The organism is Thermonema sp., from assembly GCF_026003375.1.
GTDB classification, from domain to species: domain Bacteria; phylum Bacteroidota; class Bacteroidia; order Cytophagales; family Thermonemataceae; genus Thermonema; species Thermonema rossianum.
On record NZ_BPHD01000001.1, the window covers coordinates 457,389 to 483,995 of the forward strand.

A 26,607-nucleotide genomic window follows, 5' to 3' on the forward strand; every position below is an offset into this window, starting at 1 on the left:
CTTGCCACATTTATTTTTTTAACTGCCAAAATTGCAAGTGGGTTCCATTCCATGATAAGAACGCAGGGTAAAGGCACAATATTTTTCCAATCCTGCCTTTTTCATTTTCATGGAAGCGCACGTCGAAGACCGCCTGCCGGTCGGGCAGCCGCCACCCCCGCAAGCGATTTCCCTCTTGCAAACAATATCCTTCCTGCCACAAGAGCACGCGGTCTATTGATTCACGAAAATAAATTTTGTCTATATAATTTCCAAGTAAATCAAAGAATAAGACATATGTTTTTTCGTCGGTAAGCAAGAGATAATTTTGCACAAAACGCATGTGTGTCACCGCCGGAAACTCTTCTTGGGCACGATACAGCTCTTGCGGCTCCGGGGCGCTCATATCCCATGCCAAAAGCCGGCGGCTTTGGCTATCCCACAGGCGCACGCTTCCGTCGGGTGCCCAAGCCAAAGCAGTGATGTTGCCAAAGGTAAAAGGAATTTGCAATTGGCGCGTAAGGCGCAAAAAACGGTCGATAAAAAACAACTGTTGGGTATCGAGCGAAAAGAGCAAGGTTTGCACGCCTCCCCTGCTGTGCACCTCATTCACGGCAAGACGCACCGGCAGGCTCTGTTCATCCAAGCGCTGCCCCTGCAGGTCATACAGGTATAAGTTGGCTCGTTCGTCAACCAGAAGCAACTGCCCCGGGCGTGTTTCCCCCCATGCACTCAAAGAAGCAAAAGGCAGTTTGCCGGTGCGCACCAAGGTATCTTGCGCAGCTGCCCGGCAGGCAAGCAGGCAACAAAGCCAAAGCAAGTTATAAAACCGGCGCGGGCTCATAGGTTTGTAAACTTAAAGTATCGCCATCAAAAACCGCAAAGGTGTAATCGCTCAACCACTCGCCTGTGTTTACATAACGCGCTCCTTGGTTGCCTACCGGCAGGTCGAGGGGCAAGTGGCGGTGCCCAAAAAGGTAATAGTCGTGGTGTGTATGCTGCTCTATGGATTGCGCATATTGCCACAACCACTCATCTTCTCCCAGAAAGCGTTTGTCTTCGGCTGCATGCCGTGCCCGGCTACGCGAAGAGAAATAGTAAGCCAGCGCGATGCCCGTGTCCGGGTGTATTTGGCGGAAAAGCCAACGCCCCCAACGGCTTTCGAATATTTTTTTCAGCTTTTTGTAGGTTTTATCGCCGGGTCCCAAGCCGTCGCCATGGGCAATATAGAAACGTTTGCCGGCTATTTGCAAGGAAAGGGGGCGGCGGCGGATATGCATTCCCAATTCCAGGCGAAAATAATCATCTACCCACATATCGTGATTGCCGGGAAAAAACCAAAGCTCTACGCCGCTGTCACTCAGCTCGGCCAGTTTGCCCAACAAACGGACAAAGCCTTTGGGCACTGCCCGCCGGTACTCGAACCAGAAATCGAAAAGGTCGCCAAGCAAAAAAAGGTAGTGTGCTTCGGGTGCCACTACTTCATCGAGCCATTGCACGATGCACTGCTCCCGTTTCCGGCTTTCGGCATAGGAAGGGGCTCCCAAATGAAAGTCAGAAACAAAAAAAGCTTTTTTCCCGGGCTCGAGCATCAGTTGCGTATTCATACAGGACTTTCAATCAAGAAGACATACAAAGCCATGGGACCATGCGCCCCCAGCACCAAGGTTTTTTCTATGTCGGCCGTGCGGCTGGGTCCGGTAATCAAAGAAAGCATGGAAGGCAGCTGCTGATTGTAACGGTTGCGCATGAGTGCAAAGGCATCTTCCAAATCATACACCAGCTGCGAGGTAAAAGCCACCACTATGTGCACCTCGGGGAACACAGAGAGTGCCCGCCCGCCTGCTTGCCGGGAAGACACCAGCACGCTGCCGGTGCGGGCCACCAAAGCCTCGCAGGTAGTGATGCCCACTTTGGCATCCATGAGGGCACGGCGCCCACTACTGAAGGGCAAGTCTGCCACCTTCAATACTTCCTGCAGGTGTATGTCTTCCACACACACTTCCCCCGCAAAGTATTTTTCCAATAAGGGGCTTAACTCCCTGATAAACTCTTTTTCATCGATACAAAAGCTGAACTTAGCCCCTGCTTTTACCAAATTTTGTGCAAACAGCACCGCCAAGTCGTTTTCTTCGCCGGGATGATAAACAGACGCAGAGAAGTCCGGTTTGCGTGTGGACTTCTCTGCGGGCTGTTTTAAAGCTTGGCGTATCTTCGCTAAGATTTTGTCTCGCATGCCATGCTTCGCTTATGAAGATGATTCATCTTTTTTGTCTATGGATGAAGAGCTGTGCTCTGTGGTCGCTATATCTTCTTTTTGGTTGCCGTTGAGGGCATCTTGTTGCGCCTCAGGCGTGGCACTCTCTTCTTTTTCCTTGCCTTGTTCCAGATAGCTTTGATAAGTCGTCGGTTTATTGAAAGGACGCTTGCCTATCAGCTCTTCCAGGTCGGTCTGGAACAATATCTCGCGCTTGAGCAACTCCTTGGCTACCGTTTCCAGTTCTTTTCTCCGCTCTTGCAGCAAGTTTTTCACCCGCTCGTAAGCTTCTCTTACTATCTTTTGCACCTCTTGGTCTATGAGTTGTGCCGTGGCCTCCGAATAGGGCTTGGTAGCCATAATCTCGGATGGCTTCGAGTCGTAATAAGAGATGTGTCCCAAGATGGGGTTCATCCCGTAGATGGTCACCATGCCATAAGCCATCTTGGTCACGCGCTCCAAGTCGCTCAGAGCGCCGGTCGATATCTTACCAAAGACTATTTCTTCGGCGGCACGCCCCCCCAAAGCCATACACATTTCATCCAACAGTTGGTCTGTTTGATAGAGGTATTGTTCTTTGGGCAGGTACTGCGCATATCCCAAGGCAGCCACTCCACGTGGCACAATGCTCACTTTCACCAAAGGATCGGCATGTTCCAGGAACCAGCCGGCTATGGCGTGCCCCGCTTCGTGATAAGCCACGATTTGTTTTTCTTCGGGCGAAATAATTTTGTTTTTCTTCTCCAAGCCGCCGATCACGCGGTCGATGGCGTCTTGGAAGTCTTGCATGTCGATGCGGTCTTTGTTTTTGCGCGCGGCTATCAAAGCAGCCTCGTTACATACGTTGGCAATTTCGGCACCGGCAAAACCGGGGGTTTGGGCTGCCAACTTTTTGGGGTCCACGTCTTCTGCCAGGCGCAAAGGACGCAAGTGTACTTTAAAAATGGCTTCACGCCCCACGATGTCGGGTTTGTCGATGGCTATTTGACGGTCAAAGCGGCCGGGACGCAGCAAAGCCGGGTCCAAAATATCGGGACGGTTGGTAGCCGCCAAAATAATTACCCCCGAGTTGGTGGTGAAGCCGTCCATTTCTACCAACAGAGAGTTGAGTGTGTTTTCGCGCTCGTCGTTGGCACCGGGCATGGATGTACGGCTGCGCGAGCGCCCGATGGCGTCAATTTCATCTATAAATATGATACAGGGTGCTTTTTCTTTTGCTTGCTTGAACAGGTCGCGCACACGGGCAGCCCCTACCCCTACGAACATCTCTACGAAGTCAGATCCGGACAGCGAGAAGAAAGGTACGCCTGCTTCGCCGGCAACCGCTTTTGCCAAAAGGGTTTTTCCTGTGCCGGGAGGGCCTACCAGCAAGGCGCCTTTGGGTATCTTACCGCCCAAGCGGGTGAATTTGGCAGGGTTTTTCAAAAACTCTACTATTTCTTTTACCTCTTCTTTGGCTTCATCGAGCCCTGCCACGTCGTCGAAAGTAACGTTCACGCGGTTATCGGCATCGAAGAGTGCGGCACGCGAGCGCCCGATGTTGAAGATTTGTCCGCCGCCGCCTACGCCACCCGACATGCGGCGCATCAGGAACCAGAAGCCAAAAATCATCAGGAAGAGGAACAGCCAGTTGAGCAGCGTGCTCACCCAGTCGGAACGCTCTTCTACGCGGTAGTCGATGCGCTTATCCGGGGGGAGCTCATTTTGCAACTGCTCATAGCGCTCAAGGAAGTTGTCGATGGAAGCCACGCGTAAGCGTATGTGCGGGCCACCATAAGACAAAGCCGAGCGTTGCTTAAGCAATTTGGCATACTTGCCGCTTTCAATGGCTTCCTTGCTCAATGTAGCCTCTACTACTTTTTCGTTCGATATCACCACTACTTCCACGAGGTCGCCCTCGCGAAGCATTTGTTCAAATTTGGAATAGGTTACTTCTACGGTAGCCGGTCCTTGCGACAGATAGGTAATGAGTAAAATGCCAAGGATGAAGGACATGACCCACCAGAACTGCATGCCTCCATTCGGACGACCGGGTTTGTTTTTTCTTTGATTGTCTTGCATCGATTTTCAATTGTTTACTTAAAAAACCACTTATAAACGGAAATGGTTGTAAAATCCGTGGTAAAAGCTTAGTCTTCTACAAAAGTAGTGGGTGCATCGGCCCATAGCTCTTCGAGAGCATAATACTCACGGGTCTGACGTTGGAAGAGATGCACAACCACATCTACATAGTCCATCAGTACCCATAATTTACGCTCCCGCCCCTCAATGTGCCAAGGGGTTTGTCCGGCTTCTTGTGCTACTGTTTTTTCTACCGAATCCATCAGCGCCTGCAGGTGCGTGTCGGAAGAGCCTGTGGCAATCACAAAAAAATCGGCTACTGCTTGCGCAATGCCCCGGAGGTCTAAAATCACAATGTCCTCGCCTTTTTTGTCCTGAAGTGCTTTTACTACGAGTTGAGAGAGTGTTTGAGAATTTACATCCACAGGTTTTATGCTCATGCGCCTTTCCTATTTATAATACTTCTTTACTTTTGTAAACACAAAAGTATAAAAAAGCATTTCACAAACCTAATGCCATAAAGCCTGCATACGCCCATATGTCATACATCTACCTGCCAGAATGTCGTTCTACCAACAGCGAAGCCCTGCGACTCATTGAACAGCAGGAAGCTAAAGAAGGGACTTACATTTACACCGATTGTCAGACCGCCGGGCGGGGACAGATGAACACGCATTGGGAGGCTGCCCCCGGCTTAAACATTACGGCCTCTTTGATATTACACCCCTCTTTTTTGCCCCCTGCCCGCCAGTTTATGTTGAGCATAGTGGCTGCCCTGGGAGTATATGACTTTGCAGCCCTTTATCTGCCTGCCGAAACGCTTGCCATCAAATGGGCAAATGACCTGTTGTATCGAGAGCGCAAGCTGAGTGGCATTTTGGTGCAATGCGTGTTGCAGCAGGGCATTAAGGCGGCCGTGGTTGGTGTGGGTTTCAATGTAAACCAGGCACACTTTGAAACGCCCCGCGCCGTGTCTTTGCATCAAATCACGGGGCGCTTTTACCGGCTGGAAGACCTGCACTCACAACTACGCCGGTGCTTGCTCAACCGCTACGAGCAATTGCGGAATGGCGAAAGCGAACAGCTCGTGCAGTCTTATCTGCGGCGTTTATGGCGCTTGCACCAACCGGCGCCCTACCGCGACAAACAAGGTATTTTCGAGGGGGTTATCCGGGGCATTGACCCTTACGGCAGACTGATTGTAGAGCACAAAGAAAAGGCTCAATCCCGCTTATATGACATCAAAGAGATAGAGTTTTTATAACAGCGGCATATTTCATTTTTTTATTAGATTTGTTAAAAGCGGTTTTATTTTTATTTAAAAGCACCCATTCTATGAGCCGACTCACCCCTATACTCAGCCTTCTGCTGCTTTGCTTCTTTGGTTTTCAGGCATTGGCACAATACGAAGAAGGCGATCGCTTGCTTTCGCAAGGCCTCACGGATGATGCGCTGAAAAGCTACTTCCGGCAGCACAGAGGCAACAATAAAAATGATGTACAACTCCTGCTGCGTATAGGTAAGGCTTTTTTGATGCAACATGAAGGCGAGAAACAACAAAAAGCCCTTGAATACCTTGAACAAGCCCACCGCCTTGACCCACAAGAAGCCACTGTAGCTTACTACTATGCCGAAGCCCTGATGAAGCACCGGCGCTTCGACGAGGCTGCCGAAGTAGCCCAAAAAGCCATTGCTCATGCCCGGGAAGCACGCCTGCGTGAGCAGCTGGAAAAAAGACGGCAAGGGGCGCTGTTGGCAAAAAAGTATTACGAAATACCCCTGGAGCTCTTCATAGAAAATGCGGGCAAGCCCATTAATTCGAAAGAGAATGACCTGGCACCTGTGGTAGCCACCGATGACAACCGCCTCATTTACAGCCGGCAGGTTTTCAATAACCGCCTGCGTATATGGGAAGAGCAAGTATGGATGGCCGTCAAAGAAGATTACGTCTGGAAGCAGTCCATGCCGCTTGCGTTTCCCGGCATCAGTGGCAGCGCAGGCACGGCAGCCCTCTCCCCCGATGGGCAGTACCTTTATCTTTACATCTATGACCCGGAACGCAAAGGCGAGTTGTATGAATGCCGCTTCGACGGCACTGCCTTCACCGCACCTGTTCCCCTGCCCGAGCCCATCAACTCGCCCTATGAAGAAAGCAGCATGAGCATCACCGCCGACGGCAATTGGCTTTTCTTTTCCAGCGACCGCCCCAATGGCTACGGTGGAAAAGACATTTACGTATGCTACAAAAAGCCGGATGGCAGCTGGAGCGAGCCTGAAAACTTGGGTCCCAACATCAATACCCCTTTCGATGAGGAAGCCCCCTTCATACACCCCGACAAACGCAACTTGTATTTTACCAGCAACGGGCATCCTACCCTGGGCGGAAGAGACATTTTCCGTGCCGAACGTTCGGGCAATGTGTGGGGCAATGTGCAAAACATGGGCTATCCGGTCAACACACCTTTTGATGATGGTTATTTTGTATTGTCTGCCGACGGCAAAAAAGGCTACTTTTCATCTAACCGCCCGGGCGGCATCGGGCAAAGCGACCTGTATGTAGTAGGCATTCCGGATGAAAGCACACAGGTGATTCCCCTGACCATGATACGCGGGCGTATTCTGGCAGGCGACCCGCCCCGTCCGGTGAAGGCACAAATCAAAGTCATAGACAAAGAGAAGAATGAGTATCTGCCTTGGGTTTACAACCCCAACCCCAGCACGGGCTACTATCTGATGGTGTTTCCTCCGGGGAAAGATTATGACATGGTCATTGAAGCAGAGGGTTACTTGCCCTATCTGGTCAATATAAGTGTGCCCAACCAAAAGTATTTTTACGAGTTGTATCAAGAGATACGCCTCTCGAAGAAAGTAGTAGATGACAAGGAGGTAGCCGAGCAAATCTCTATTACCAACGTATTTGAAGACGTTCCGGAAGAAAAACAAAACCCCGACGAATTTGGCGAACAGAAACTGGACCTCTACGACCTGATGGAAGACGTCATTGCGTCGGAAGACAGCGTAGCCATGAACTATTTGTTGTCCATTATGTACGAAGATGCGCCTTTGATGGAGCCGGTAAGCGATGAAAAGCTTGCCAAACAGCCCGTGGAAGTAGTCTTTTTTTATGAAGACGCCAAAGGGCAAATGCAAGAACTAAAGGTGGGCGATGAGACCATTAAGACGCTGCCGCGCATACGCACCGATGCCGCTTCGCTTGAAGAGGACTATTCCGGCAACCAAGGCAAGGTAGAGTTGAAAAAGAAATATGTGGCTTACTTCCCGGTGGGAGAAGCCCAGCTGGATAACCGGGCTAAAGCCGAGTTGCTCAAATTTATTGACTATGCCAAGAAACACCCCGAAGTGGGCGTATGGATAGAAGGCTATGCCTCGCCGGAAGGCGAAGCCGAAAAGAACCAAGCTCTGTCGGAAGAGCGCGCCAAAGCCGTTTATGACTTCTTTGTAGAGTTTGGAGTGGAGCCTGCACGCATCCGTTACAAGGGGATGGGCAGCCAAAGCAAAGACAATACAGTAGCCCGCCGCCTCATGCGCCGTGCCGATGTGATACTGGTGCCTCTGAACGAACTAAAAAGCTATGAGTAAAGAAACAGCTTGCCACGCTTTGGTATCGCCCCCACTCTCTTATTTTTTTATTTTCCGGGCTTGTTATCATTGCAACTAAAAGAGAAAATAACCCACCGATAAACCATCCAATTATGCAAAAAGCTGTAAACCTGCTTATTGAAGACCATATCGGCCATATCATCATCCAACGCGCCGACAAAGCCAATGCTTTTGATTTGGCTACCTGGCACGCCCTGCGCGATGCCTTTCACGAAGCAGACCGGTCACCGGAAGTGCGTTGCGTGTTGCTGCGTGCCGAAGGCAAGCATTTTTCTGCGGGCATAGACTTGAGTCTGCTCATGCAAATCAAACAAGAAATTGACGGCATTGACTGCCCGGGGCGGGCACGAGAGCGCCTGCTGGCTTTCATCAAAGAACTACAGAGCTGTATCCAAGCCATTGAAGACTGCCGCAAGCCGGTCATAGCCCTTGTACAAGGAGGCTGCATCGGTGGCGGCGTCGATATCATCACAGCCTGCGACATACGCCTGTGCAGCGCACAAGCTTACTTTTCGGTCAAAGAGGTGGATTTGGGCATTGTGGCCGACTTGGGTACTCTCCAGCGCCTGCGCCACCTGGTGGGTGAAGGCATTGCCCGCGAATGGGCATTCACTGCACGCAACATCACCGCGCAAGAAGCCTATGAACACAAGCTGGTCAACCGCGTGGAGCCGGATGCCGAACACCTGCTGCAAGCCGGCATGGAGATGGCCCGCACCATTGCCGCCAAGTCGCCCTTGGCTGTGCGTGGCACCAAACAAGTAATGAATTACAGCCGTGACCACAGCGTAGCCGAAGGTTTGGAGTATGTGGCACTGTGGAATGCCGCCCAACTGATTTCCAAAGACATAGAAGCAGCTATGATGGCTGCCTTCCAAAAACAAACGCCCTCTTTCCAAGACTAATTTCAAGTTTCAAGAATTAAAAGAGTCAATAACCGGAGCCTTACCCTTTTGGGTAGGGCTTCTTGCTTGTATAGAATGCCTGCCGCAATCAAAGCACGCTTATTATCTCTTCTAAGTCTAAGGAGGGCGCACGGCTTTGTCTGCTTCAGTTGTATTCCCCCTATTCGCGTTTTATATTGCCACACTCACCAAAGCGCACAGTGTATGCACGAATGGGCAATTTACTTATTGCTGGCAGCAGCTGCCATGGCAGCTTATATGCTGAAAAAACTAAGCATTGCCGGCAGCATAGCCGGATGGCTTACGGCATCCATGCTGCTTTATAGTAATGGCCGGGTTGCACTTGGCTGTATGGCGCTGTTCTTTGTGGCAGGCACGGCAGCCACCGCCCTGCACGACAAACACAAGAGCGGACGACAGCCACACGCCACCCGTAGCATAGCCAATGTATTGAGCAACACCACCGGTGTATGGGTGGCAAGCCTGCTCAGGCTGCTTCTGCCCGAAAACCATTTTTCGCCGGAAATGGGACTTTTAGCTGTGGCCGTATCGCAAGCAACTGCCTTGAGCGACACGCTGTCGTCTGAACTCGGACAGCTCTACGGAAAGCAATGCTATTCTATTCTTGGCTTTCGAAGAGTAACACCGGGCGAAGACGGCGGCATCAGTCGTGCCGGCCTGCTTGCCGGCTTAGGCGGCAGTTTGTTGATGGCTGTTTACATGTCTTTCTTCATTTCACAGTACCGGCTGCTTTTGTTGCTTGTAGCAGTCAGCTGGGCGGGCAACCTGTTGGACTCATTGCTGGGTGCTACCTGGCAAAAACAAGGGCTGCTCAACAACCACGGCGTGAACGCTCTCAGCAATTTATTGACTACTTTGGCTTTCCTCTTCATGCTCCGGCTCATAGGCTACTGACACACACAAACCATCATAAGCCAAGCGCACGTGCCCGGGCAATTCTGCCTCAACCTCGCGATGCAAGCCCAACTGGTGGCTGATGTGGGTCAGATATGCCCGGCGTGGCTGCAGCTCCTCTATCAATGCCAACGCCTCCTCCAGCGTGAAATGCGAAATGTGTTCTTTCCGGCGCAGTGCATTCAGCACCAGCACATCCAAACCGCGCAGTTTTTCTTTTTCTTCCGGTGCTATGTAGTTGGCATCGGTGATGTAAGCGAAGTTACCAATGCGGTAGCCCAATACCGGCAGCTTATAATGCATGACTTCAACGGGTATAATCCTTACACCTTCGATGAAGAAAGGGACGTGGTCAATGGGGTGTACTTTTAGCTGCGGCACCCCCGGGTATTTATGCTCTGCAAAAGCATAGGCAAACTCTCTTTTCAACTGCTCAATCACATGAGGACGCGCATACAGAGGCATATCTTTTCCCTGTTTGAAATTGAAAGGGCGCACGTCGTCTAAGCCGGCCGTATGGTCTTTGTGCTCGTGAGTAAACAAAACGGCATCCAGATGACGCACGTTGGCGCGCAACATCTGTTGTCTGAAATCCGGTCCGGTATCTATGACCAAGCTCAGACCGCCTACTTGCAGGTGCACCGACGAACGTAGTCTTTTATCCCGGAAATCCAACGAACGACACACCGCACAATCGCACCCAATGACCGGGACCCCTTGGGAAGTGCCCGTGCCCAGAAATGTTACTTTTATTTCCATAGCTATATATAATCTTACATGTTTTAAGTGAGGTTCATTAAACATGTGGTCGATAATAACGTATTTTTTTAAAAAAACGATTGTTCACTATGCCTTATTTGGACCCTATTACAGGAAATTTAGGCGAACGGCGGGCACGCCATTTGTTACGTCGCCTGACCTATGGCGCCAATCAAGCTCAAATTGATGCTTTTGCCGGCATGACTGCCCCCGCCGCACTCAATCAGCTGTTTAATTTTGCGGTACCCCCGCCCCCGCTTGACGAAAGCGGCACCTCTTGGGTCAATCAGCCCCCACAAAATGACGAAGACGAAGACCGTCAGCGCCATCTGATAAAATTATGGTGGTTGGGACGCATGTATGAAGAAGACACCGCCTTGGAACGCCTTACTTTTTTCTTACATACGGTACTTACCACCAAAGACGAAACCGTGCGCAGCAGCCGGGCCATTTATTACCAGCTGCAGTTGTTCCGCACTTACCTTTATAATGACTTCAACAACGTCAACCCCAACTTTAACCGCTACACGCAGCTCATCAAAAAAATATGCATAGACAATGCCATGCTCGTGTTTTTGGACGGGCGGCTGAATGAAAAAGGCAATCCGAATGAAAACTTTGCCCGGGAGTTGCTCGAGCTGTTCACCATAGGCAAAGGCGACACCATAGCCCCGGGCAACTATACCAATTACACCGAGGACGACATACGCGCAGCTGCCAAAGCCCTGACCGGATGGACCAATGACGACACTTTTTCCAACATAGACCCCGATACCGGCTTACCCATTGGCATAGTCAAAGAATACAACGGCGTTGCCATACGACACGACAACAGCATCAAGACCTTCAGCAGTGCCTTGGCAAGCCCCACTTACCCTGCCCCACAGATAGTGCCCAATCCGGCACTGCTTACTGCCGGCGGTGAGCCTACTGCCGCCAGTGCCTACGACGAAATCAGTCAGCTCATAGATATCATCTACGCCAAGGAAGAAGCCGCCCGCTATCTGTGCCGCAAGATTTACCGCTATTTTGTTTATCATGAAATCACTCCCGACATAGAAAGCAACATCATAGCCCCATTGGCACAAGACCTCATGAGCAACGGCTACCGTCTGCGCCCCGTGCTGGAACGTCTTTTCAGCAGTCAACACTTCTTTGAAGAGATGGCAGGCGTTGAAGATGATAAATTTGGTGCCATTATCAAGTCCCCCTTGGAAATCAGCATAGGTACCTTGCGGGCACTGCGCTATCCGGGCTTTCAACTCACACCGATGAGCGCTGACCCTGCCGCGCATTACATGCAAATGGAAGCCATATGGGCAGCGGTGAAACGCATGGGGCTCGATTTCCTGGAACCCTATGACGTGGCAGGCTATGACCCTTACCATCAGGCACCCGGCTATCACCGCAACTGGATAACCACCAACAACCTGGCACAGCGCTATGCTTTCATTCAAAAACTGCTGGATGAAAACAACGGCTGGGGCTTTTGGTTCGACAGCCTTGCGTGGGCAAATGACCCGGCCGCCGGCATCACCGATGCCATGGCTACCACCCCCACCAATGTGGATGGCATGGACCTTGCCCTCGACTTGGTGCGCCACGTGGTGCATCGTTTTCTGCCTTTAACCGACACCGCCACGGAGTTCACCCCGGAGCGCATTCACTATTTCGGCGTGTTCCACCTGGGCGGGCTCTCTTTTGCCAACTGGGTGTTCAATTGGAACAACCGCAACAGCGGCAATCCCGACATCAGCAGCGATACGCGTGCCCGCTTAAATAACCTGCTGAATGCCGTCTTGCAGTCGCCGGAGTATCAGTTACACTAAAACAGCAAAGCCATGAAAATGAAAAGAAGAACATTTTTAAAACAAATGACCCGTGGGCTAGCGCTGCCTATAGTTATCAATGGCATTCCCTTTCGCCAATTGATGGGCTTGCCACGCCTGCAGCGTTGGGCACGCATGAGCACCAACGACAAGGTGCTTGTCATTGTGCAGCTGCATGGTGGAAACGACGGACTCAATACGGTCATCCCTGTCAATCAATATAGCGACTACTACAACCTGCGCCCCAACCTGGCTATTCCGGATACCGGCTCGCGCCGTTTCATCGCCTTGGACCCGCTGCTACCCGATGAGCAACAGGCCGGCCTGCACCCCGATATGGTGGGCCTCAAGGCTTTATATGACGAAGGTAAGCTCAGCATCATTCAGAATGTGGGGTACGAGCATATGAACGGCTCGCACTTCAAAGGGCGCGACATATGGTTTGGCGGTGTAGGCTACGACGACCCCATCTCTTCGGGATGGATAGGGCGCTACTTGGAGCTGGAATATGAGCAGGACGGCGCCGCCTATCCGGAAGATTTTCCCAACAGCAGCATGCCTGACCCGCTGGGCTTGGAGTTTGGCAGCGATGTATCTCTGGGCTTTCATACCGAAGACACCATACCCGCCGCCATTGCCATTCCCAATCCTGCCGGCTTTTTCGATTTGGTCAATAACCTGGAAGGTTATTACGAAGAAATCAACGTGGACCCGCGCGGTATCCCGCCCACTACCTTGGAAAACTCGCCCTATGGCAAAGAGCTGGCATGGATTTTAGGTATAGAAGACTCTACCGACGACTATGCCCAACGCCTGCAGGAACTCTATCAAATAGGCAATGCCTTTCAGTCGGGCGTGGTGTACCCTACTACCTACCCTCTGCAAGCACCTGCCGGCAAGCTGCATAACCCACTTTCTTTGCAACTGCAAATCATTGCCAAACTACTGCACGGGGGCTGCAAAACCAAAGTCTTTTTGGTGCGTATCGGGGGGTTCGACACCCACGTGCAGCAGGTAGAGAGCTACAACAATACTTTGGGGGCTCATGCTGCTCTGCTCTATCACGTGGCCTCGGCAATGAAAGCGTTTCAAGACGACCTGCGGGCGCGTGGCTTGGAAGACCGCGTGCTGTCGGTCACCATTTCGGAGTTTGGACGCCGTGCCCGGTCCAACGGCAGCTATGGCAGTGATCACGGCACCGTAGCGCCCATGTTTGTATTTGGCAAGCAGGTAAACCCCGGCATGATAGGCAAGAATCCCGACTTGAGCAAGGTGCCTCAGAAGGGCGGTAACCTTTCCGATGACAAAGAAGACATCGTGGATTACCGTTTGGTCTTTAGCACCATTCTGCAAGACTGGTTCGAAGTAAGCAGCGATAAAATCCCGCTTATCTTCCCTTCGCTGATAGACGACGGTTACCAAGCCACGGACAAGCTGCCGCTCATAGGCAGCCGCGTGACTTCTTTGGACAACTTCCTGAAGGTGCGTTACCGTCTGGAAAGCTGCTACCCCAACCCGGCCACTGACCACACCACCATTTCCTTTTACATCAACTCGCCGCAACATGTAGAGCTCTCTATAGTGAGCCTGCAAGGTGAGCGGTTGCGCACGCTGGTACATCAGCCCATGGCTGCCGGCACCCACCATTACACCGTAGATTTGAGCGGCTGGCGCCCCGGCACTTATCTGTGCCGCCTGCGTACACCTTTCTGGACCGACACCAAAAAAATCATCAAACTGTAAAGCAGATATTCTATGAGATACTTTTTATTGCTACTTATGTCTTGTGTGCCCTTGTGTTTACCGGCACAAGGCGACCCGTTTTTTAACTCGCAATGGTGGATGGGCATTAAAGGGGGCGTAAACCTGAGCCGCTTTGAAGTGCTCGAAAGCCACGGCGTATATACTTTACTCACACCCGACTTGCAGGTAAACTATGAAAAGAGCTATGAATCATTTGAACGCTATGGCTCTCAAATAGGGCTTCCTGTCATGTTCAATCACAAAAGTGGACTTTCGGTAGCCATAGAGCCCACTCTCATTATCATGAATATGGGATACAAAATGCAATATGCATGGCAGGAAAGCGGACAGGAGCTTTTGTTAGACTACACCCACCGGGTCAACTTCCGGTATCTGGAAACCCCCTTATTGATTCGCTACATGCCCATCGCTACACGCCTGCGTCCCTATGTGATGGCGGGTGCTTACTATGGCATGCTGTTGCAAGCAGATAAATATGCCGAAGTAAACAGCTACGATGCCGCTTCCGGAGCGGTCAATAGCGTGCAAAACAATGCCCCCGTCATCGGAGCGAAGGATTTGTTTATTCGTTCAAACTGGGGCTTCACCGGGGGGCTGGGAGTCAGTTTCGATGCCGGCAATGTGCGCCTGGCATTACAGGCTTTGTATAAGTACGGCATGAACAACATTACCAACGTGCGTAACCGCTATGCCGACAACCGCCTGATTGGGCAGGGTGAAGCCTTCGATGACCTGCGCACCGAAAATATCGAGATTTCTTTTTCCTGCCTCTTCCCCATGAAGTTTTTAGAAACGGGCAGCTACCGTCGTGTGAAGTATTAAACCTTTCAAAAACATTTTTTCCGCTATGATACGAATCAAACTATGGCTTTTGCTATGCGCCGGCCTGTGTGGGCTCACTGCTTGTGACATTCAAGACAACCGCATAGAACCGGGTGAGCGCTTCAGCCGCATTTATGATACCGGTGAGTATGAGCGTGCATACTATGCCGTGGACGTGGCGCCTACTGCCGACAGTGGTTTTATTGTGCTGGGCGCCGCCGAAGTCGATTTTAGTGATTTTTATGGCTTGTATTTGTTAAAGATAGACAAGGAAGGGTTTCCCGAATGGCAATATCTGGCAAGCAGCGATTATGTGCATCCTCTGGGCTTTTTGAGCGACGGTGCCAACAATCTACAGGTAGTTTGTATGGATGCAACAGGGCTTTATCCGCTTGTGCTGACCGTAGCCCCCGAACCTGCACTCGTTGCTGCTTATCCTTCGGTAGAATATCCTTTGGCTTTTAGCCGCCTCAACGATGGGCGTCTGGCATTTCTTGCTTATGACCGTGTAGGGCGAAACAGCGTGGTGGCATTCAGCGACGACACCCGGCAAACCTTCCCTATTTACGAAGATGTGGAAGCCCTCATCTTTCAGCACATCAGCCGGCGCGGTCAGCAATTCCCCTTCTTTATTGGGCAAACACCCTCAGGGCAAATCTTCTTCAACGGTTTCAATAACTACACCCTTGCACTCACTTTTTTGGACGCAGGTAGCTCACAAACGGGGGTTGTCAATGGCACACGTTATGAAGCAGGCATGAGCGCCTGTGTCGCACTCCCGCAAAGCAACCGCTTTTCGATAGCCCGCTTCAGCGAAGACGGCCGCACCTACTTTGCTCCCTCGGTCAGCATAGATCCCAATGGCGTGAGCAGCAGCAGTAACCTAAAAGGGTATCTTATCCAGGAATTAAGCCCCAAGGCGGGGGTGCGTTTGCTTCATACCGAAGCAGGTGGCTTGGCGGTGATTTTATATTTAAGCAGCACACAAAACGGACAAATCGCTTTGTATGCATATGACGCAGAAGGAGGGCAGTTGTTGGGCACCCGCTATTTTGGGCACGGCAATCGTTTTGAAGCCGGAGCCATGTGCCGCACCCCGGACGGCGGCTTGCTTATTACGGGGCGTGTATGGATGGCGGGGCGCTTTGCGCGCCTGTGTGTATTCAAATTGAACGAAGAAGACATACGCCAACTGCTTCAACCCTAATCACTTAAAGCGCAACCGGCGCCTCGTGCCGAAGCAAACGAAAAGGGAGCAGCCTGCGCTGCCCCCCTTTTTTTGATACCGTCCGGATAAGACACACTACTGTGTCAAACGATGAATCAAACCTCGAAAAACAATTTCATGCATGGGCAGCACAGCGTACCAATACAAGCGCCCCCACAACCCCTTGGGACGAAAAGTAGCCACTTGCCACAAATAACCATCTTTTATACGAAACTCCAGCCAAGCTTCACCGGGCAGCTTCATTTCAGCAAAAAGCAACAAACGTCCTTCCTCTTTGTTGGCATAAAGCACACGCCAAAAATCCACACTGTCGCCTGCTTCGATGTGGTCCCGGTGTGTGCGCCCACGGCGCAACCCCACACCGCCTACGGCTTGGTCGAGCAAACCACGCAGCCGCCACAGCCACTGAGCATAATACCACCCTTTATCCCCTCCTATCTGCCATATACGCTCGATGGTTCGTTGCCGGTCGCGTATCTTTTTCTTTCGAACGTCTTTGAAGCAGCCGTAAGTAGGCACCTCTATAAAGTCCGATATTTTGATAGGGCGCTTGCTACTACTCATGGCATCGTGCCAACTCGATGCCACTTCGTTGTTTTGTATTTTATCCAATGCGCGCCGGATTGCTTCTTCATAAGGAATGGCTTTGAAAGGCACATGCGCCTTGATGCGCTCATCGCGGCAAACCACCTCGACACTCATGCTGTCAACCAGGGCACGTGCCAAACGGTAAGGCACCGAAGTAACAAAGTGCAACCAGTAAGAAGACAAGCGAGGGGTCATCACGGGCACGGTAAAAATCAAACGCTTCAACCCACGCACGCGCGCATAGCCCAAAAGCATCTCTTTGTAAGAAAGCACATCGGGTCCGCCAATATCGAACGATTGCCCGTAACAGGATTCATTGCCCAGCACCCCCGTCAGTATTTCCAACACATTGGCAATGGCTATGGGTTGGCAGCGTGTCTTCACCCACTTGGGCGCCACCATCAGCGGCAGCTTTTCTACCAGGTCACGAATAATTTCAAAGGAAGCGCTGCCTGAACCGATGATGATGCCTGCCCGCAGGGTAGTAAGGGCAAAAGTTCCTTGCCGCAGCGTTTGTTCTACGCGCAGGCGCGAACTCAAATGCGCCGACAAGTCCTCATCATTGACAATGCCACTGAGATAAATCACCTGCCGGGCTGCCGTACCACTCAAGGCTTCCACAAAATTCTGTGCCGACTGTTGTTCCACGTCCGCATAATCGTGGTGCGAAGCCATTGAGTGCACCAGATAATAAGCCGCCTCTATGTCTTTTGGAATGGCTTTGAGAGAATCGACATTTAATAAATCGGCCTCTATCACCTCCAAATAAGGGCGCAAAGAAGCAGCCGGGTGAAAGCGGGCCCGGTCACGCACCAGACAAACCACCTGATGCCCCAGCCCCACCAGCGAAGGCAACAAACGCTGTCCTATGTAACCGGTGGCTCCTGTCAATAAAATTTTCATGTGTTCCCCCTATATCTTTAACGATGACATGCCGCCATCGATATGAAACACCTGCCCGGTGATCCAGGAAGCCGCATCGGACAATAAGAAGGCAGCTGCCTGTGCTATTTCTTCAGCATTGCCCAAGCGTTTGAGCGGATGGCGTTGGGCATTGGCTTTTTTCTTTTCTTCATTGGAAAGCAGCGCAGCCGCCAGGGGCGTATCGGTCAATGAAGGGGCAATGGCATTGACCCGCACCGTAGGTGCCCATTCGGCAGCCAGAGCGCGCGTCAGCCCTTCGATGGCTCCCTTCGAAGCAGCCACTACGGCATGAAAAGGAAAGCCCGTTTGAACGGCCACGGTAGAAAACAGCACCACCGCTGCACTTTCCGCTTTTTTCAAAGCCGCCTGAGCTGCCCGCAGCGCCTTGACAGCACCTACTACTTGCAGCTGATAATCGTTTATAAAATCTTGGGGAGTAAAGCGCTGAAAAGGCTTCAGAGCAATGCTGCCCGGGCAATAAACTACTGCATGCAGGATATCGGGCAAAAAATCGTCAGGAAATGCTTCGTTTACGGCATCCCAGCGTACCCATTGCGTGTTTGCTTGGGTGCTTGGTTCGTGGCGGTGGTAAGTAGCCCATAGGGCGTGCCCTTCATCGGTGAGCACAGACGCCAAAGCTTTTCCTATGCCACTTGAAGCACCAATGATTAAAATGTTTTTTCTCATAAAAATGACATTAAGTCTTCTGTTGGTTGAATATACAACTGCCCGGCATCTGCTTTTGTTTGCCCGAATGACGATGATTTTCAGTCAGCAAGCAAACCTTTAAAAAGGGCTTGTGCAATGCAAATGTTTAAACAAGGTGCCAAAAATATTGAGCATAAAGCGCCGGTCTTTCAAACAAAAAAAGATTAAAGGAGTTTTGATATTGTAACCCAAAAAAAAATGACCATGCTAACACAACTTATCTATGTAAGCAAGCGGAGCCTGAATTGCACCGAGAAAGACATTGAACAGATATTGGTTGCCAGTCAACGCAACAACCACGCATTAGATGTAACCGGCGTGCTGCTGTATTCGAAAGACCGCTTTCTACAGGTATTGGAAGGTGATTTTTTAACAGTAAAAAAACTGTATGACAAGATAAAAAAGGACCCACGACACTACGAAGCCTTCCTCATAGGCTTGCGTCCCATAGAAAAACGTGAGTTTCCCAACTGGAGCATGGCAGGTAAGACCATGAACCTGCAAGGGGTAGAGTTCAAGAACTACCTGAGCCCCGAAGAAGAAACCCAGTTTCAAAAAGTGCTGAATGCACAAAGCACCGATGCCTCGCAAGCCAGCCGTTTGATTCAGACCTTCTTTATGCAAAGAGATTCCGTCAGCTAAAAAACTAGGCGAAAACGCAAGCCGTCTTTATCGCAGGGTGGCTCTTGGGTGATGCTGCGTGCGTTGCCCATGGCCGCCCTCAATGCTAAAATGGAAGCATCGGTTAAATCGTCTTTTTTGTAGAGCTTTTTGGGCACCCGCTGCATAAAATCTTCTATTGCGGCTTCTGCTGCCGGACATAGCTGCTGAAGCACTTCCACGCGCTGTACATAGCCCAAATGGCTACTTTTGGGTGCCATGGGCATTTCTTTATGCCAAAAAGACTGAAAGATTAGTTCCGGATGTGATTCTCTGAATCGTGTTTTCAAAGCCGGATAGCGCAGCAACAGGTCATGCACTTCTTGAATTTTGTTGCGTAAGTTCCAGGCTTGTTTGCTCAATCCTTTATCATACAGCTTTTTATGTATGCGGTTGGCTTCTTCGTAAGTATCTTTTCCCAGCGCTTCATAAGAAGGCGGCACAAATACGGAAGCCTTACGCCAGCGGAGTTGCTGCCGCATGTGGTGGTCTATATAGCGCTCAATGCCTTCGCCACTCAACCCAATGGGGATATCAATCCATACACTTTGTGCGGCATACCAGCTTTCCAGTGCCTGTTCCAACTGTTTCACGAACGCTAAACTAAGCCTGCCGGTAGCGGGGACATAAAAGGCGGCAATCCATCCTCCGCGGCAACCATCTACACCTGCGTAAAGCGTTCTGTCGTCGCGTAACTTATGCATAGAAAAGCCCTCCTTGCAGCCATAGTCTTTGGAAATCGCCCTGCGGGTCGTAGCGTTGTGCTTGGGTGCCGGGATTAAACAAACGGTCGCGCGGGTCATTGCCTACTCCCGCCACATATTGCCAATTGCCGTAGTTGCTGTGCACGTCGTAGTCGATAAGCTGCGACTCGAACCAGGCGGCACCCATACGCCAATCGATATGCCAGTGCTTGGCAAGAAAAGACGCTACATTTTGACGCCCGCGGTTGCTCATCCAGCCGGTATGCAACAGCTCCCGCATGTTGGCATCGATAAAAGGATGCCCCGTCTTTCCTTGCCGCCAGCGCTCAAAGCGTTCCATATCCTGCGCCCAGGTGTAGTTGCGTTGTTTAAATCCTTTTCTGTGAAAAAGCAAATGACGGTACTTCATTGCCATGTATTTGAAGTATTCGCGCCACAAAAGCTCAAAAAATAGCCAGTAGGTGGAATCGTTGGCTTGCACCTCTGCTTCATACCGCTTGATTTCGGCATACAGCAAGCGCACCGACAAAGAACCGTTTGCAAGAAAAGGCGAGAGCTTCGAGCTGTAGTTCAAGCCAATCAGCCCGTTGCGTGTCTGCTTATATCGCGCAATACCATGTTGCTCCCACAAATAATTTTGCATGCGCTTCAAAGCATGGGTTTCACCCCCCGGAAGGGAAAAAGCTGCCTGCGGATGAATCTTCACATGGCAAGCATTCAACCAGTGGGGCAACTCCCTGCTCAGCGACAAAGCCGGCACAGTTGCTTGTGACCGGGGCAAAGGCAATGGCGGCATCACTTGCGCTTTCTGTTCTACGGTTTTACGAAACCGGGTGAATACATCGGGTATGACAGAAAACAAAGGATTGATTTGCGCCGGCATATAAAGCAATTGGTCATAAAAGCCCTGCCACCTTGCCTGTGGGCAAGCAGTGCGCGCCGCCTTGACAATATCTTCTTCTTCCTGCGTCCATTCATTTTGAAAAAATACAGCTTCGAAAGGATATTGCGCTTGGATATGCCGGAAAGCCTTATCGGCACTGCCTTCGTAAAAATACAAGGGCACACGCAAGGCTTCCATCAGGCGCTGTTTCAGGTCCAGCAGGCTTTCTTTTAAGAAATGCGCACGGAACCGCCCCGTTTTTGGGAAGCCCCAGCGGTCTTCCTGCCAATCTTTTGGGTGAAAAACATAAAGCCCTATTACCTCTTCACTCTCTTTCAGAGCATGGTAAAGGGCTTGGTTGTCGTGCACTCTCAGGTTGTTCCAGAACCAAACGACGGCTTTTTTGTATTTTTTTGTCTTCTGCATCTTTCACTGCAATATTTTACTTCTGCCCAACAGTTTGCCCACTTTTTACGCCAGCTGAAAGGGCGCCCACAGACTGTGCAGACTTTTTTGGGCAGGTGAGTTTTGCGCATGTGGTCTGTTTTGAAGGAAAAACTACATACTCAACAGCATTGTTTGCTAAAAAAGAAAGACCCCCTATATCTTCTCCATAGTAGTTTGGGCATAGACCAGCGCGCCCACTTCGGGAGCGGCTTCAATAACTACACACTTGCCCTTACCTTTCTCAATGGCAGCGTGGGCAAACGGGGGTTGTCAACGGCACACGTTATGAAGCAGGCATGAGCGCCTGTGTGTATTCAAATTGAACGAAGAAGACATACGCCAACTGCTTCAACCCTAATTACTTAAAGCGAAGCCGGCGCCTCGTGTCGAAACAAACGAAAAGGGAGCAGCCTGCGCTGCCCCCTTTTTTTGATACCGTCCGGATAAGACACCTTATTTCTTCTCTCTTTATCTTTTTCGAGCATAGAAGAACCCCTCGCCATCCTCGCTAATTGCCATCCAGTGGAATTCATTCCATCTTATGGAAAGAAATTCTACCGGCACAATCTCTTCGCCTTGTAGCGAATAAACACCCTTTTTACCATTTATGCTCACGATGACCCCTTCATTTAACACCTCTACCGAATCGAACTTAGCGGGCCAATAGCGCTTTTGGTTAAAAGAATACAATTTTAAGTACCCGTTTTGATTGATACGCAACAAATCCTCTGTCAAGAGCGAAATGTCCCATGACGGTTCCACCGGAAGCGCATCCTGCGGGTGAGTGAAGATGCGCACCCACCGTTGTCCTTGATTCCATGTAAATAGAAACATCTTATCCACCGATACAGAATCGGCGATAATACGCGATACAGCTTCTTCTTTTTTCAGCGAATAGAGTTCGTAAGTTTTTTGCCCGGTTTTCAGCACCAATGTATCGCCTTTTATATCTATAAACTCGCCGTGGGGCACACGCAGCAACAACTTGTCAAGCAACACCTCTTTTACAATCAATACACTATCCTGTTGTTCTGTCATATAGACACAATCATCGATAGTCCATAATTTTTTCTGTTCCTCACCGGCTTGTTTCTTCACTACCCACCTTTCTTGCTTTAAATCAAAAATGCCCGCCCCTTCATCCCTCCAACTCACGAGCACATAACGCAACGGCTTCCGGCTTTCTCCCTCACGCCCGGGCTCCCGGAAAAAACGATTGATATATACTGAAGGCAGCGTATCTATTTGAGTAAAAAAACGCTTCTCTTTCACAGAAAACAGACAATGCCCATCTTCCATTTTCACCAATACGATAAAATCACCATTCCAAGAGGGAGGCGGTGATGCCTTCCAGCTTGGCACTTGCCCCATGGTATCAGGAAAGCGAATGTTGGAACACCAAAAAAACAACTCACGGTCCAGCTCTTCTATGCTTAAAGGGGAATAATAGTCCAAAAGCATGGTACTATCAGCTGACAAGGGGTTGGCAATGAGTATTCCACACTTAGAGAGCCGCCATACCTTGGGACCTATTCTGTGCACAATTTCCTTACGATTATTCTCACAATCAACTATCCGTAAATAATGACGTTGCTGCCAAGGCCAGGGAATGCCCGATGACTCGCTTGTAAGATAAGACACCGCCGCCACAAGCCACGCTACCAGCAGCAACCTTTGCATGCCTGCAATAACCAAAGGGCTGACCTTTCTCTTTTTTGGTGACATAATTAGGTTTTTAAATTTCTACCCAATATAAAGTAAATAGAACAACAAGCGAAAGCAAGGCAAAAAGTATGCACAAAGAAAAAATCCGGCCGGCCGCACCTTGTGCGCTGCCGTCCGGTGTATTCAATAAGCGTCCACACTCAAGAACGCCTGCCGAAGTAATCGATATAAGTCGCCAAGTCTTTGTCGCCTCGTCCCGAGAGGCTCACGACTACCACCTCATCGCCCCGGAACGCCTGCTTTTTAAGCGCTGCCAACGCATGCGCCGACTCTATGGCCGGAATGATACCTTCCGTCCGGCTGAGCTCCAGGGCAGCTTCCATCGCTTCGTCGTCTGTGACAGCAAGGAAACGGGCGCGCCCCGTGTCGTGCAGGTGCGCATGCAACGGACCAATGCCGGGGTAATCCAAGCCCGCCGAGATGGAATAAGGCTCTACCACTTGCCCGTCGGGGGTTTGCATCAGCAGTGTTTTGCAGCCATGTAAGATACCTATGCGCCCGCGGGCGATGGTTGCCGCCGTCTTGCCGGTATCGATGCCCTTGCCTGCCGCCTCCACTGCCACCAGTTGCACTTGCGGCTCGTCGAGGAAGTGAAAGAAAGCACCGGCTGCATTGCTTCCACCCCCTACGCACGCCACAACGTAATCGGGGCACGCCCGCCCCTCTTTCTCTTTCAGCTGTTTGCGTATTTCCTCACTGATGATGGCTTGCAGGCGCGCCACCATATCGGGATAGGGATGCGGACCTACCACCGAGCCAATGATATAATGGGTATCGGCAGGGTTGTTTATCCAATCGCGAATAGCCTCGTTGGTGGCATCCTTCAAGGTGCGGCTGCCACTCAATGCCGGACGCACCTCCGCGCCCAACATGCGCATGCGCTCTACATTGGGCTTTTGGCGTTCCATGTCCACCGCGCCCATATATACCACACACTGCATGCCCATCAAAGCACAAACCGTGGCAGTAGCCACTCCGTGCTGCCCGGCACCGGTCTCGGCAATGATGCGCTTTTTGCCCAAACGCTGTGCCAATAAAATTTGCCCCACCGTGTTGTTGATTTTGTGTGCTCCGGTATGGTTCAGGTCTTCACGCTTCAAATAAATCTTGGCACCGTAGCGCTCCGACAGGCGACGGGCAAAATACAGAGGGGTGGGGCGCCCCACATAGTCGCGCAGCAAAGCCCGCCATTCTTTCTGAAAGTCGGGGCTGTTCTATGATTTTGACAAGTAGTTTTTTTGCAGCTCTTCTACATTCGGATACAGCAGTTCCGGAATATAAGCCCCCCCGAAGCGCCCGTAAAAGCCTCGTTCATCTACTGCGTAGGGGCTTTTGGTTTGCGTAATCATATCTTTTCACTTTTGAAGTCAAAGTATTTTAATAGTTTAGAAACTTTTTGTAAATCTTTTTTTGCCGGTGCTATTTCAAGCCGGCTGTTAAAATCCAAACCTGCCACAGGCAAATAATCATGATTTTCTAAAAAAGACAGCAGAGCGGCTACATTGTGCAATCCTAAGCCACCGCTCAACCAGATGGGGGTACTAAGCTCATAAGAAGCGAGCAGCTGCCAACGAAACGCTTGCCCGTTGCCCCCACGCTTTGCGCCGGCTGTGTCGAAAAGAAAAGCATCTACATGGGGGGCATAGGCTTTCAGCAGCTGCACCGATGGCAGGGCATCGCCCACGGAAAACACTTTCCAAACCTGTACCGGCAAGTGCTCGCGCACAGCCGCACAATCATTGGGGGTTTCGTCGCCATGCAACTGCACAACCGTCAGGGCATCGCGCCGCACATAGTAGCTTATCTGTTCAAGCGTGGCATTGACCATCACGCCTACCTTCTTTGCCCTGACAAGGGCAGGCATAACAAAATCTTCGCCCACGAAGCGTGCCGAAGCGGGATAGTAAATAAAGCCCATGTAAGGCACGCCCAAGCGCTCACACTCTAAGATTTGCGCTGTTTGGCGCATGCCGCATATTTTCAAGGCTATATTCATAAAGCATTCACCTCCTTTATCCGGCATCGTGTAGCTTCTATCAAGCGGCGGCAGCTTTCGCCCGGTTCCGGGCTTGTCATAAAGGTTTCGCCTATCAGGAAACCACGATAACCATGCTGCATCAAAGCCACCAGGTCATCGGCTGTGCGCAAGCCACTTTCCGAAATCCGCACGGTGTCTTCGGGAATGTATGCTGCCAGCTGTTTCGAATGTTCAAGGCTCACTTCAAAAGTCTTCAAATTGCGGTTGTTGACACCTATCATATCTACAGGTGCTTCCATGGCTTTGTCCAGGTCTTCGATACTGTGTATTTCACACAACACCTCCAACCCCAAATCATGTGCCCGTTGGGTTAAAAAGCGGATTTCTTTGGCACTCAGAATGTGCGCAATCAGCAGTACCACATCGGCACCGTAAGCTTTGGCTTCATAGAGCTGATACTCATCTATGACGAAGTCCTTGCGCAAAACAGGCAAAGCAGTAGCACTTCTGCCCACCTGCAAATCGAGCAGGTCGCCATCAAAGAAAGGCTTGTCGGTCAAAATAGAAATGCCGGCAGCTCCCGCACGCTCGTAATCAAAGGCTATTTCTTGCGGCTTGGCATGGGCTCGCAAAGCCCCTTTTGAAGGCGAACTTCTTTTAAACTCGGCAATAATGCCAAAAGGCGCCGACAACAGTTTCTTTTTCAACGAGAGAGTGGCTCTCCCAAAAAGAGGCTTACGGCTAAGCTGCTCTATTGTCTGCGTTTTACGGCGTGCCTGCACTTCGGCACGTTTATTCATTACAATCAAATCCAAGATGGTCGAGGTCATAGCTGAACGGTTTTAGGATTGCTTTTACTTAAAGACTGAATGATTTGAAGGCGGCGCAAAGCTTCTCCGCTTTTGAGGGCTTCGGTGGCTGCTTCGCGGCATGCGTCGAGCGAGGCATACAAACCTGCCACATAAAGCGCTACCGCAGCATTGGCAATGACAGCCGCCTCTTGCGCTTGGCTGCCCTGCCCTTGCAAAACTTTCAAAAACAAAGCGGCAGCTTCGTCTATGGTCTGTCCCCCGTGCAGCTCTTCGGCTCGCAAACGTGGCAAGCCCAGCTCTTCGGGTTCCATGATACTTTCTGCCTCGTGGGTCATGATTTTAAAGGCAGAAGTCAAAGACACCTCGTCATAGCCCGCAAGACTGTGCACGATAGCAAACCGCTTGTCGCTACGCTGATACAGGTAGGCATACAGTCGCAGCAGCTCCATGCTGAACACGCCTACCATCTGCTTGGCGGGGAAGGCGGGGTTTACCATCGGTCCCAGCATGTTGAAAAAGGTTTTCACGCCCAGTTCGCGCCTTACAGGCGCCACATTCTTCATAGCCGGGTGAAACAAGGGGGCATGCAAAAAGCAGATGCCGGCTTCTTCTATCTGGCGGCGCAGCTGAGCCTCGTCGTTGGTAAACTGAACGCCCAAAGCCTCCAGCACGTTCGAAGAGCCGCACACCGACGACACGCCATAGTTGCCGTGCTTGGCTACGGGCTGCCCGGCTGCTGCCACCACCAACGATGCCAAGGTGGATATGTTAAAAGTGTTTTTGCCGTCACCACCTGTGCCGCACAGGTCTATGACATCGTATGCCGACAAATCGACCGGCACGCACAGCTCCAACATGGCATCCCGGAAGCCTTCCAGCTCTTCTACCGTAATGCTGCGCATCATGTAAATGGTCATGAAAGCAGCCACCTGTGCCGGTTGGTATTGCCCCCGCGCTATATTTTTCAGTATTTCTTTGGCTTCTGCTTTGGTAAGGGTCTTATAATCGAGCAAATAAGAAATTACTTCTTTCATATTT

Annotated in this window: 24 protein-coding genes and 1 pseudogene; 9 read left to right on the forward strand and 16 right to left on the reverse strand. The window is 50.9% G+C overall.

Going from position 1 to position 26,607, the window contains the following annotated elements; translation table 11 throughout:
* Window positions 1-10: 10 nt before the first annotated feature.
* The 5 genes from QVE43_RS02045 to rsfS form a co-directional block, all read right to left on the reverse strand.
* Window positions 11-823, reverse strand: a complete 813-nt coding sequence (locus QVE43_RS02045; protein ID WP_288004059.1) for a hypothetical protein — start codon at window positions 821-823, stop codon at window positions 11-13.
* Window positions 801-1,586 (reverse strand): UDP-2,3-diacylglucosamine diphosphatase, encoded by a 786-nt coding sequence (locus QVE43_RS02050; RefSeq protein ID WP_051633091.1) that lies wholly within the window; start codon window positions 1,584-1,586, stop codon window positions 801-803. The genes QVE43_RS02045 and QVE43_RS02050 overlap by 23 nt, the downstream gene beginning before the upstream one ends.
* Complete coding sequence (locus QVE43_RS02055; protein ID WP_288004060.1) at window positions 1,583-2,215, reverse strand: LUD domain-containing protein; 633 nt, start codon at window positions 2,213-2,215, stop codon at window positions 1,583-1,585. The genes QVE43_RS02050 and QVE43_RS02055 overlap by 4 nt, the downstream gene beginning before the upstream one ends.
* Before the next feature lie 12 nt (window positions 2,216-2,227).
* Entirely contained in the window at window positions 2,228-4,297 is a 2,070-nt protein-coding gene (gene ftsH / locus QVE43_RS02060) for an ATP-dependent zinc metalloprotease FtsH (protein WP_288004061.1), read from the reverse strand.
* 68 nt (window positions 4,298-4,365) lie between these two features.
* Complete coding sequence (gene rsfS / locus QVE43_RS02065; protein WP_288004062.1) at window positions 4,366-4,737, reverse strand: ribosome silencing factor; 372 nt, start codon at window positions 4,735-4,737, stop codon at window positions 4,366-4,368.
* Window positions 4,738-4,835: 98 nt separating this feature from the next.
* Between rsfS and QVE43_RS02070 the strand changes: the two genes are divergently transcribed.
* From QVE43_RS02070 to QVE43_RS02085, 4 genes are all read left to right on the forward strand, one after another.
* Window positions 4,836-5,561 carry a biotin--[acetyl-CoA-carboxylase] ligase gene (locus tag QVE43_RS02070; protein ID WP_288004063.1) on the forward strand — a complete coding sequence of 242 codons (726 nt, stop codon included), beginning with the start codon at window positions 4,836-4,838 and terminating at the stop codon, window positions 5,559-5,561.
* A gap of 71 nt (window positions 5,562-5,632) precedes the next feature.
* Window positions 5,633-7,897 (forward strand): OmpA family protein, encoded by a 2,265-nt coding sequence (locus QVE43_RS02075; RefSeq protein WP_288004064.1) that lies wholly within the window; start codon window positions 5,633-5,635, stop codon window positions 7,895-7,897.
* Between the two features lie 113 nt (window positions 7,898-8,010).
* The gene (locus QVE43_RS02080; RefSeq protein WP_038029397.1) at window positions 8,011-8,823 is read left to right on the forward strand and encodes a crotonase/enoyl-CoA hydratase family protein; all 813 of its coding nucleotides are present in this window, start codon (window positions 8,011-8,013) and stop codon (window positions 8,821-8,823) included.
* A 204-nt stretch (window positions 8,824-9,027) separates the two neighbouring features.
* A complete protein-coding gene (locus tag QVE43_RS02085) occupies window positions 9,028-9,738 on the forward strand; it encodes a DUF92 domain-containing protein (RefSeq protein ID WP_288004065.1) in 711 nt (236 codons plus the stop codon).
* Here QVE43_RS02085 and QVE43_RS02090 read toward each other — a convergent pair.
* Window positions 9,688-10,491 (reverse strand): MBL fold metallo-hydrolase, encoded by an 804-nt coding sequence (locus QVE43_RS02090; protein WP_288004803.1) that lies wholly within the window; start codon window positions 10,489-10,491, stop codon window positions 9,688-9,690. The two genes, QVE43_RS02085 and QVE43_RS02090, sit on opposite strands and share 51 nt — an antisense overlap.
* Before the next feature lie 95 nt (window positions 10,492-10,586).
* Between QVE43_RS02090 and QVE43_RS02095 the strand changes: the two genes are divergently transcribed.
* From QVE43_RS02095 to QVE43_RS02110, 4 genes are read left to right on the forward strand one after another with little or no spacing between them, the layout of a single operon-like run.
* On the forward strand, window positions 10,587-12,326 hold the full coding sequence (locus QVE43_RS02095; RefSeq protein ID WP_288004066.1) for a DUF1800 family protein: 1,740 nt from the start codon (window positions 10,587-10,589) through the stop codon (window positions 12,324-12,326).
* Between the two features lie 18 nt (window positions 12,327-12,344).
* Window positions 12,345-14,069 (forward strand): DUF1501 domain-containing protein, encoded by a 1,725-nt coding sequence (locus QVE43_RS02100; RefSeq protein ID WP_288004067.1) that lies wholly within the window; start codon window positions 12,345-12,347, stop codon window positions 14,067-14,069.
* A 12-nt stretch (window positions 14,070-14,081) separates the two neighbouring features.
* A complete protein-coding gene (locus QVE43_RS02105; protein WP_288004068.1) occupies window positions 14,082-14,912 on the forward strand; it encodes an outer membrane beta-barrel protein in 831 nt (276 codons plus the stop codon).
* A gap of 25 nt (window positions 14,913-14,937) precedes the next feature.
* Complete coding sequence (locus QVE43_RS02110; protein WP_288004069.1) at window positions 14,938-16,119, forward strand: hypothetical protein; 1,182 nt, start codon at window positions 14,938-14,940, stop codon at window positions 16,117-16,119.
* Between the two features lie 96 nt (window positions 16,120-16,215).
* On the opposite strand, the gene QVE43_RS02115 is transcribed toward QVE43_RS02110, so the two are convergent.
* Together QVE43_RS02115 and QVE43_RS02120 are read right to left on the reverse strand one after the other, a co-directional pair.
* Window positions 16,216-17,631 carry an SDR family oxidoreductase gene (locus QVE43_RS02115; protein ID WP_288004070.1) on the reverse strand — a complete coding sequence of 472 codons (1,416 nt, stop codon included), beginning with the start codon at window positions 17,629-17,631 and terminating at the stop codon, window positions 16,216-16,218.
* 9 nt (window positions 17,632-17,640) lie between these two features.
* Complete coding sequence (locus QVE43_RS02120) at window positions 17,641-18,339, reverse strand: SDR family NAD(P)-dependent oxidoreductase (RefSeq protein WP_288004071.1); 699 nt, start codon at window positions 18,337-18,339, stop codon at window positions 17,641-17,643.
* Window positions 18,340-18,564: 225 nt separating this feature from the next.
* On the opposite strand from QVE43_RS02120, the gene QVE43_RS02125 reads away from it, so the two are divergent.
* Window positions 18,565-19,002, forward strand: coding sequence for a BLUF domain-containing protein (locus QVE43_RS02125; RefSeq protein WP_288004072.1), 438 nt, complete (start codon window positions 18,565-18,567; stop codon window positions 19,000-19,002).
* Here QVE43_RS02125 and QVE43_RS02130 read toward each other — a convergent pair.
* From QVE43_RS02130 to trpD, 8 genes and pseudogenes are all read right to left on the reverse strand, one after another.
* Window positions 18,999-19,724 (reverse strand): DUF429 domain-containing protein, encoded by a 726-nt coding sequence (locus QVE43_RS02130; RefSeq protein ID WP_288004073.1) that lies wholly within the window; start codon window positions 19,722-19,724, stop codon window positions 18,999-19,001. The two genes, QVE43_RS02125 and QVE43_RS02130, sit on opposite strands and share 4 nt — an antisense overlap.
* Window positions 19,717-21,033: a DASH family cryptochrome gene (locus QVE43_RS02135; protein ID WP_288004074.1), complete on the reverse strand. Its 1,317-nt coding sequence runs from the start codon at window positions 21,031-21,033 to the stop codon at window positions 19,717-19,719. Before QVE43_RS02135 ends, QVE43_RS02130 begins: the two co-directional genes overlap by 8 nt.
* A complete protein-coding gene (locus QVE43_RS02140; protein WP_071837427.1) occupies window positions 20,979-21,143 on the reverse strand; it encodes a DUF2256 domain-containing protein in 165 nt (54 codons plus the stop codon). Before QVE43_RS02140 ends, QVE43_RS02135 begins: the two co-directional genes overlap by 55 nt.
* A 379-nt stretch (window positions 21,144-21,522) precedes the next feature.
* Complete coding sequence (locus QVE43_RS02145) at window positions 21,523-22,779, reverse strand: hypothetical protein (protein WP_288004075.1); 1,257 nt, start codon at window positions 22,777-22,779, stop codon at window positions 21,523-21,525.
* Window positions 22,780-22,919: 140 nt separating this feature from the next.
* Window positions 22,920-24,128 (reverse strand): annotated as a pseudogene (gene trpB, locus QVE43_RS02150) (tryptophan synthase subunit beta).
* A complete protein-coding gene (locus QVE43_RS02155) occupies window positions 24,125-24,775 on the reverse strand; it encodes a phosphoribosylanthranilate isomerase (RefSeq protein WP_288004076.1) in 651 nt (216 codons plus the stop codon). The pseudogene trpB and the gene QVE43_RS02155 overlap by 4 nt, the downstream one beginning before the upstream one ends.
* Window positions 24,772-25,587, reverse strand: a complete 816-nt coding sequence (gene trpC / locus QVE43_RS02160; RefSeq protein ID WP_051633086.1) for an indole-3-glycerol phosphate synthase TrpC — start codon at window positions 25,585-25,587, stop codon at window positions 24,772-24,774. The genes QVE43_RS02155 and trpC overlap by 4 nt, the downstream gene beginning before the upstream one ends.
* Window positions 25,584-26,603 (reverse strand): anthranilate phosphoribosyltransferase, encoded by a 1,020-nt coding sequence (trpD, locus tag QVE43_RS02165; protein WP_288004077.1) that lies wholly within the window; start codon window positions 26,601-26,603, stop codon window positions 25,584-25,586. Before trpD ends, trpC begins: the two co-directional genes overlap by 4 nt.
* Window positions 26,604-26,607 lie beyond the last annotated feature (4 nt).

Bases quoted from the DNA above. Each gene is read 5' to 3' on its own strand.
- trpC (WP_051633086.1), bottom strand. From the start codon at position 25,587: ATGACCTCGACCATCTTGGATTTGATTGTAATGAATAAACGTGCCGAA.
- QVE43_RS02130 (WP_288004073.1), bottom strand. From the start codon at position 19,724: ATGCATAAGTTACGCGACGACAGAACGCTTTACGCAGGTGTAGATGGT.
- QVE43_RS02145 (WP_288004075.1), bottom strand. From the start codon at position 22,779: ATGTCACCAAAAAAGAGAAAGGTCAGCCCTTTGGTTATTGCAGGCATG.
- QVE43_RS02095 (WP_288004066.1), top strand. From the start codon at position 10,587: ATGCCTTATTTGGACCCTATTACAGGAAATTTAGGCGAACGGCGGGCA.
- QVE43_RS02055 (WP_288004060.1), bottom strand. From the start codon at position 2,215: ATGCGAGACAAAATCTTAGCGAAGATACGCCAAGCTTTAAAACAGCCC.
- QVE43_RS02115 (WP_288004070.1), bottom strand. From the start codon at position 17,631: ATGAAAATTTTATTGACAGGAGCCACCGGTTACATAGGACAGCGTTTG.
- QVE43_RS02140 (WP_071837427.1), bottom strand. From the start codon at position 21,143: ATGCGCAAAACTCACCTGCCCAAAAAAGTCTGCACAGTCTGTGGGCGC.
- QVE43_RS02075 (WP_288004064.1), top strand. From the start codon at position 5,633: ATGAGCCGACTCACCCCTATACTCAGCCTTCTGCTGCTTTGCTTCTTT.
- QVE43_RS02085 (WP_288004065.1), top strand. From the start codon at position 9,028: ATGCACGAATGGGCAATTTACTTATTGCTGGCAGCAGCTGCCATGGCA.
- QVE43_RS02050 (WP_051633091.1), bottom strand. From the start codon at position 1,586: ATGAATACGCAACTGATGCTCGAGCCCGGGAAAAAAGCTTTTTTTGTT.
- QVE43_RS02100 (WP_288004067.1), top strand. From the start codon at position 12,345: ATGAAAAGAAGAACATTTTTAAAACAAATGACCCGTGGGCTAGCGCTG.
- ftsH (WP_288004061.1), bottom strand. From the start codon at position 4,297: ATGCAAGACAATCAAAGAAAAAACAAACCCGGTCGTCCGAATGGAGGC.
- QVE43_RS02110 (WP_288004069.1), top strand. From the start codon at position 14,938: ATGATACGAATCAAACTATGGCTTTTGCTATGCGCCGGCCTGTGTGGG.
- QVE43_RS02105 (WP_288004068.1), top strand. From the start codon at position 14,082: ATGAGATACTTTTTATTGCTACTTATGTCTTGTGTGCCCTTGTGTTTA.
- rsfS (WP_288004062.1), bottom strand. From the start codon at position 4,737: ATGAGCATAAAACCTGTGGATGTAAATTCTCAAACACTCTCTCAACTC.
- QVE43_RS02080 (WP_038029397.1), top strand. From the start codon at position 8,011: ATGCAAAAAGCTGTAAACCTGCTTATTGAAGACCATATCGGCCATATC.
- QVE43_RS02135 (WP_288004074.1), bottom strand. From the start codon at position 21,033: ATGCAGAAGACAAAAAAATACAAAAAAGCCGTCGTTTGGTTCTGGAAC.
- QVE43_RS02045 (WP_288004059.1), bottom strand. From the start codon at position 823: ATGAGCCCGCGCCGGTTTTATAACTTGCTTTGGCTTTGTTGCCTGCTT.
- QVE43_RS02120 (WP_288004071.1), bottom strand. From the start codon at position 18,339: ATGAGAAAAAACATTTTAATCATTGGTGCTTCAAGTGGCATAGGAAAA.
- QVE43_RS02125 (WP_288004072.1), top strand. From the start codon at position 18,565: ATGCTAACACAACTTATCTATGTAAGCAAGCGGAGCCTGAATTGCACC.
- trpD (WP_288004077.1), bottom strand. From the start codon at position 26,603: ATGAAAGAAGTAATTTCTTATTTGCTCGATTATAAGACCCTTACCAAA.
- QVE43_RS02155 (WP_288004076.1), bottom strand. From the start codon at position 24,775: ATGAATATAGCCTTGAAAATATGCGGCATGCGCCAAACAGCGCAAATC.
- QVE43_RS02070 (WP_288004063.1), top strand. From the start codon at position 4,836: ATGTCATACATCTACCTGCCAGAATGTCGTTCTACCAACAGCGAAGCC.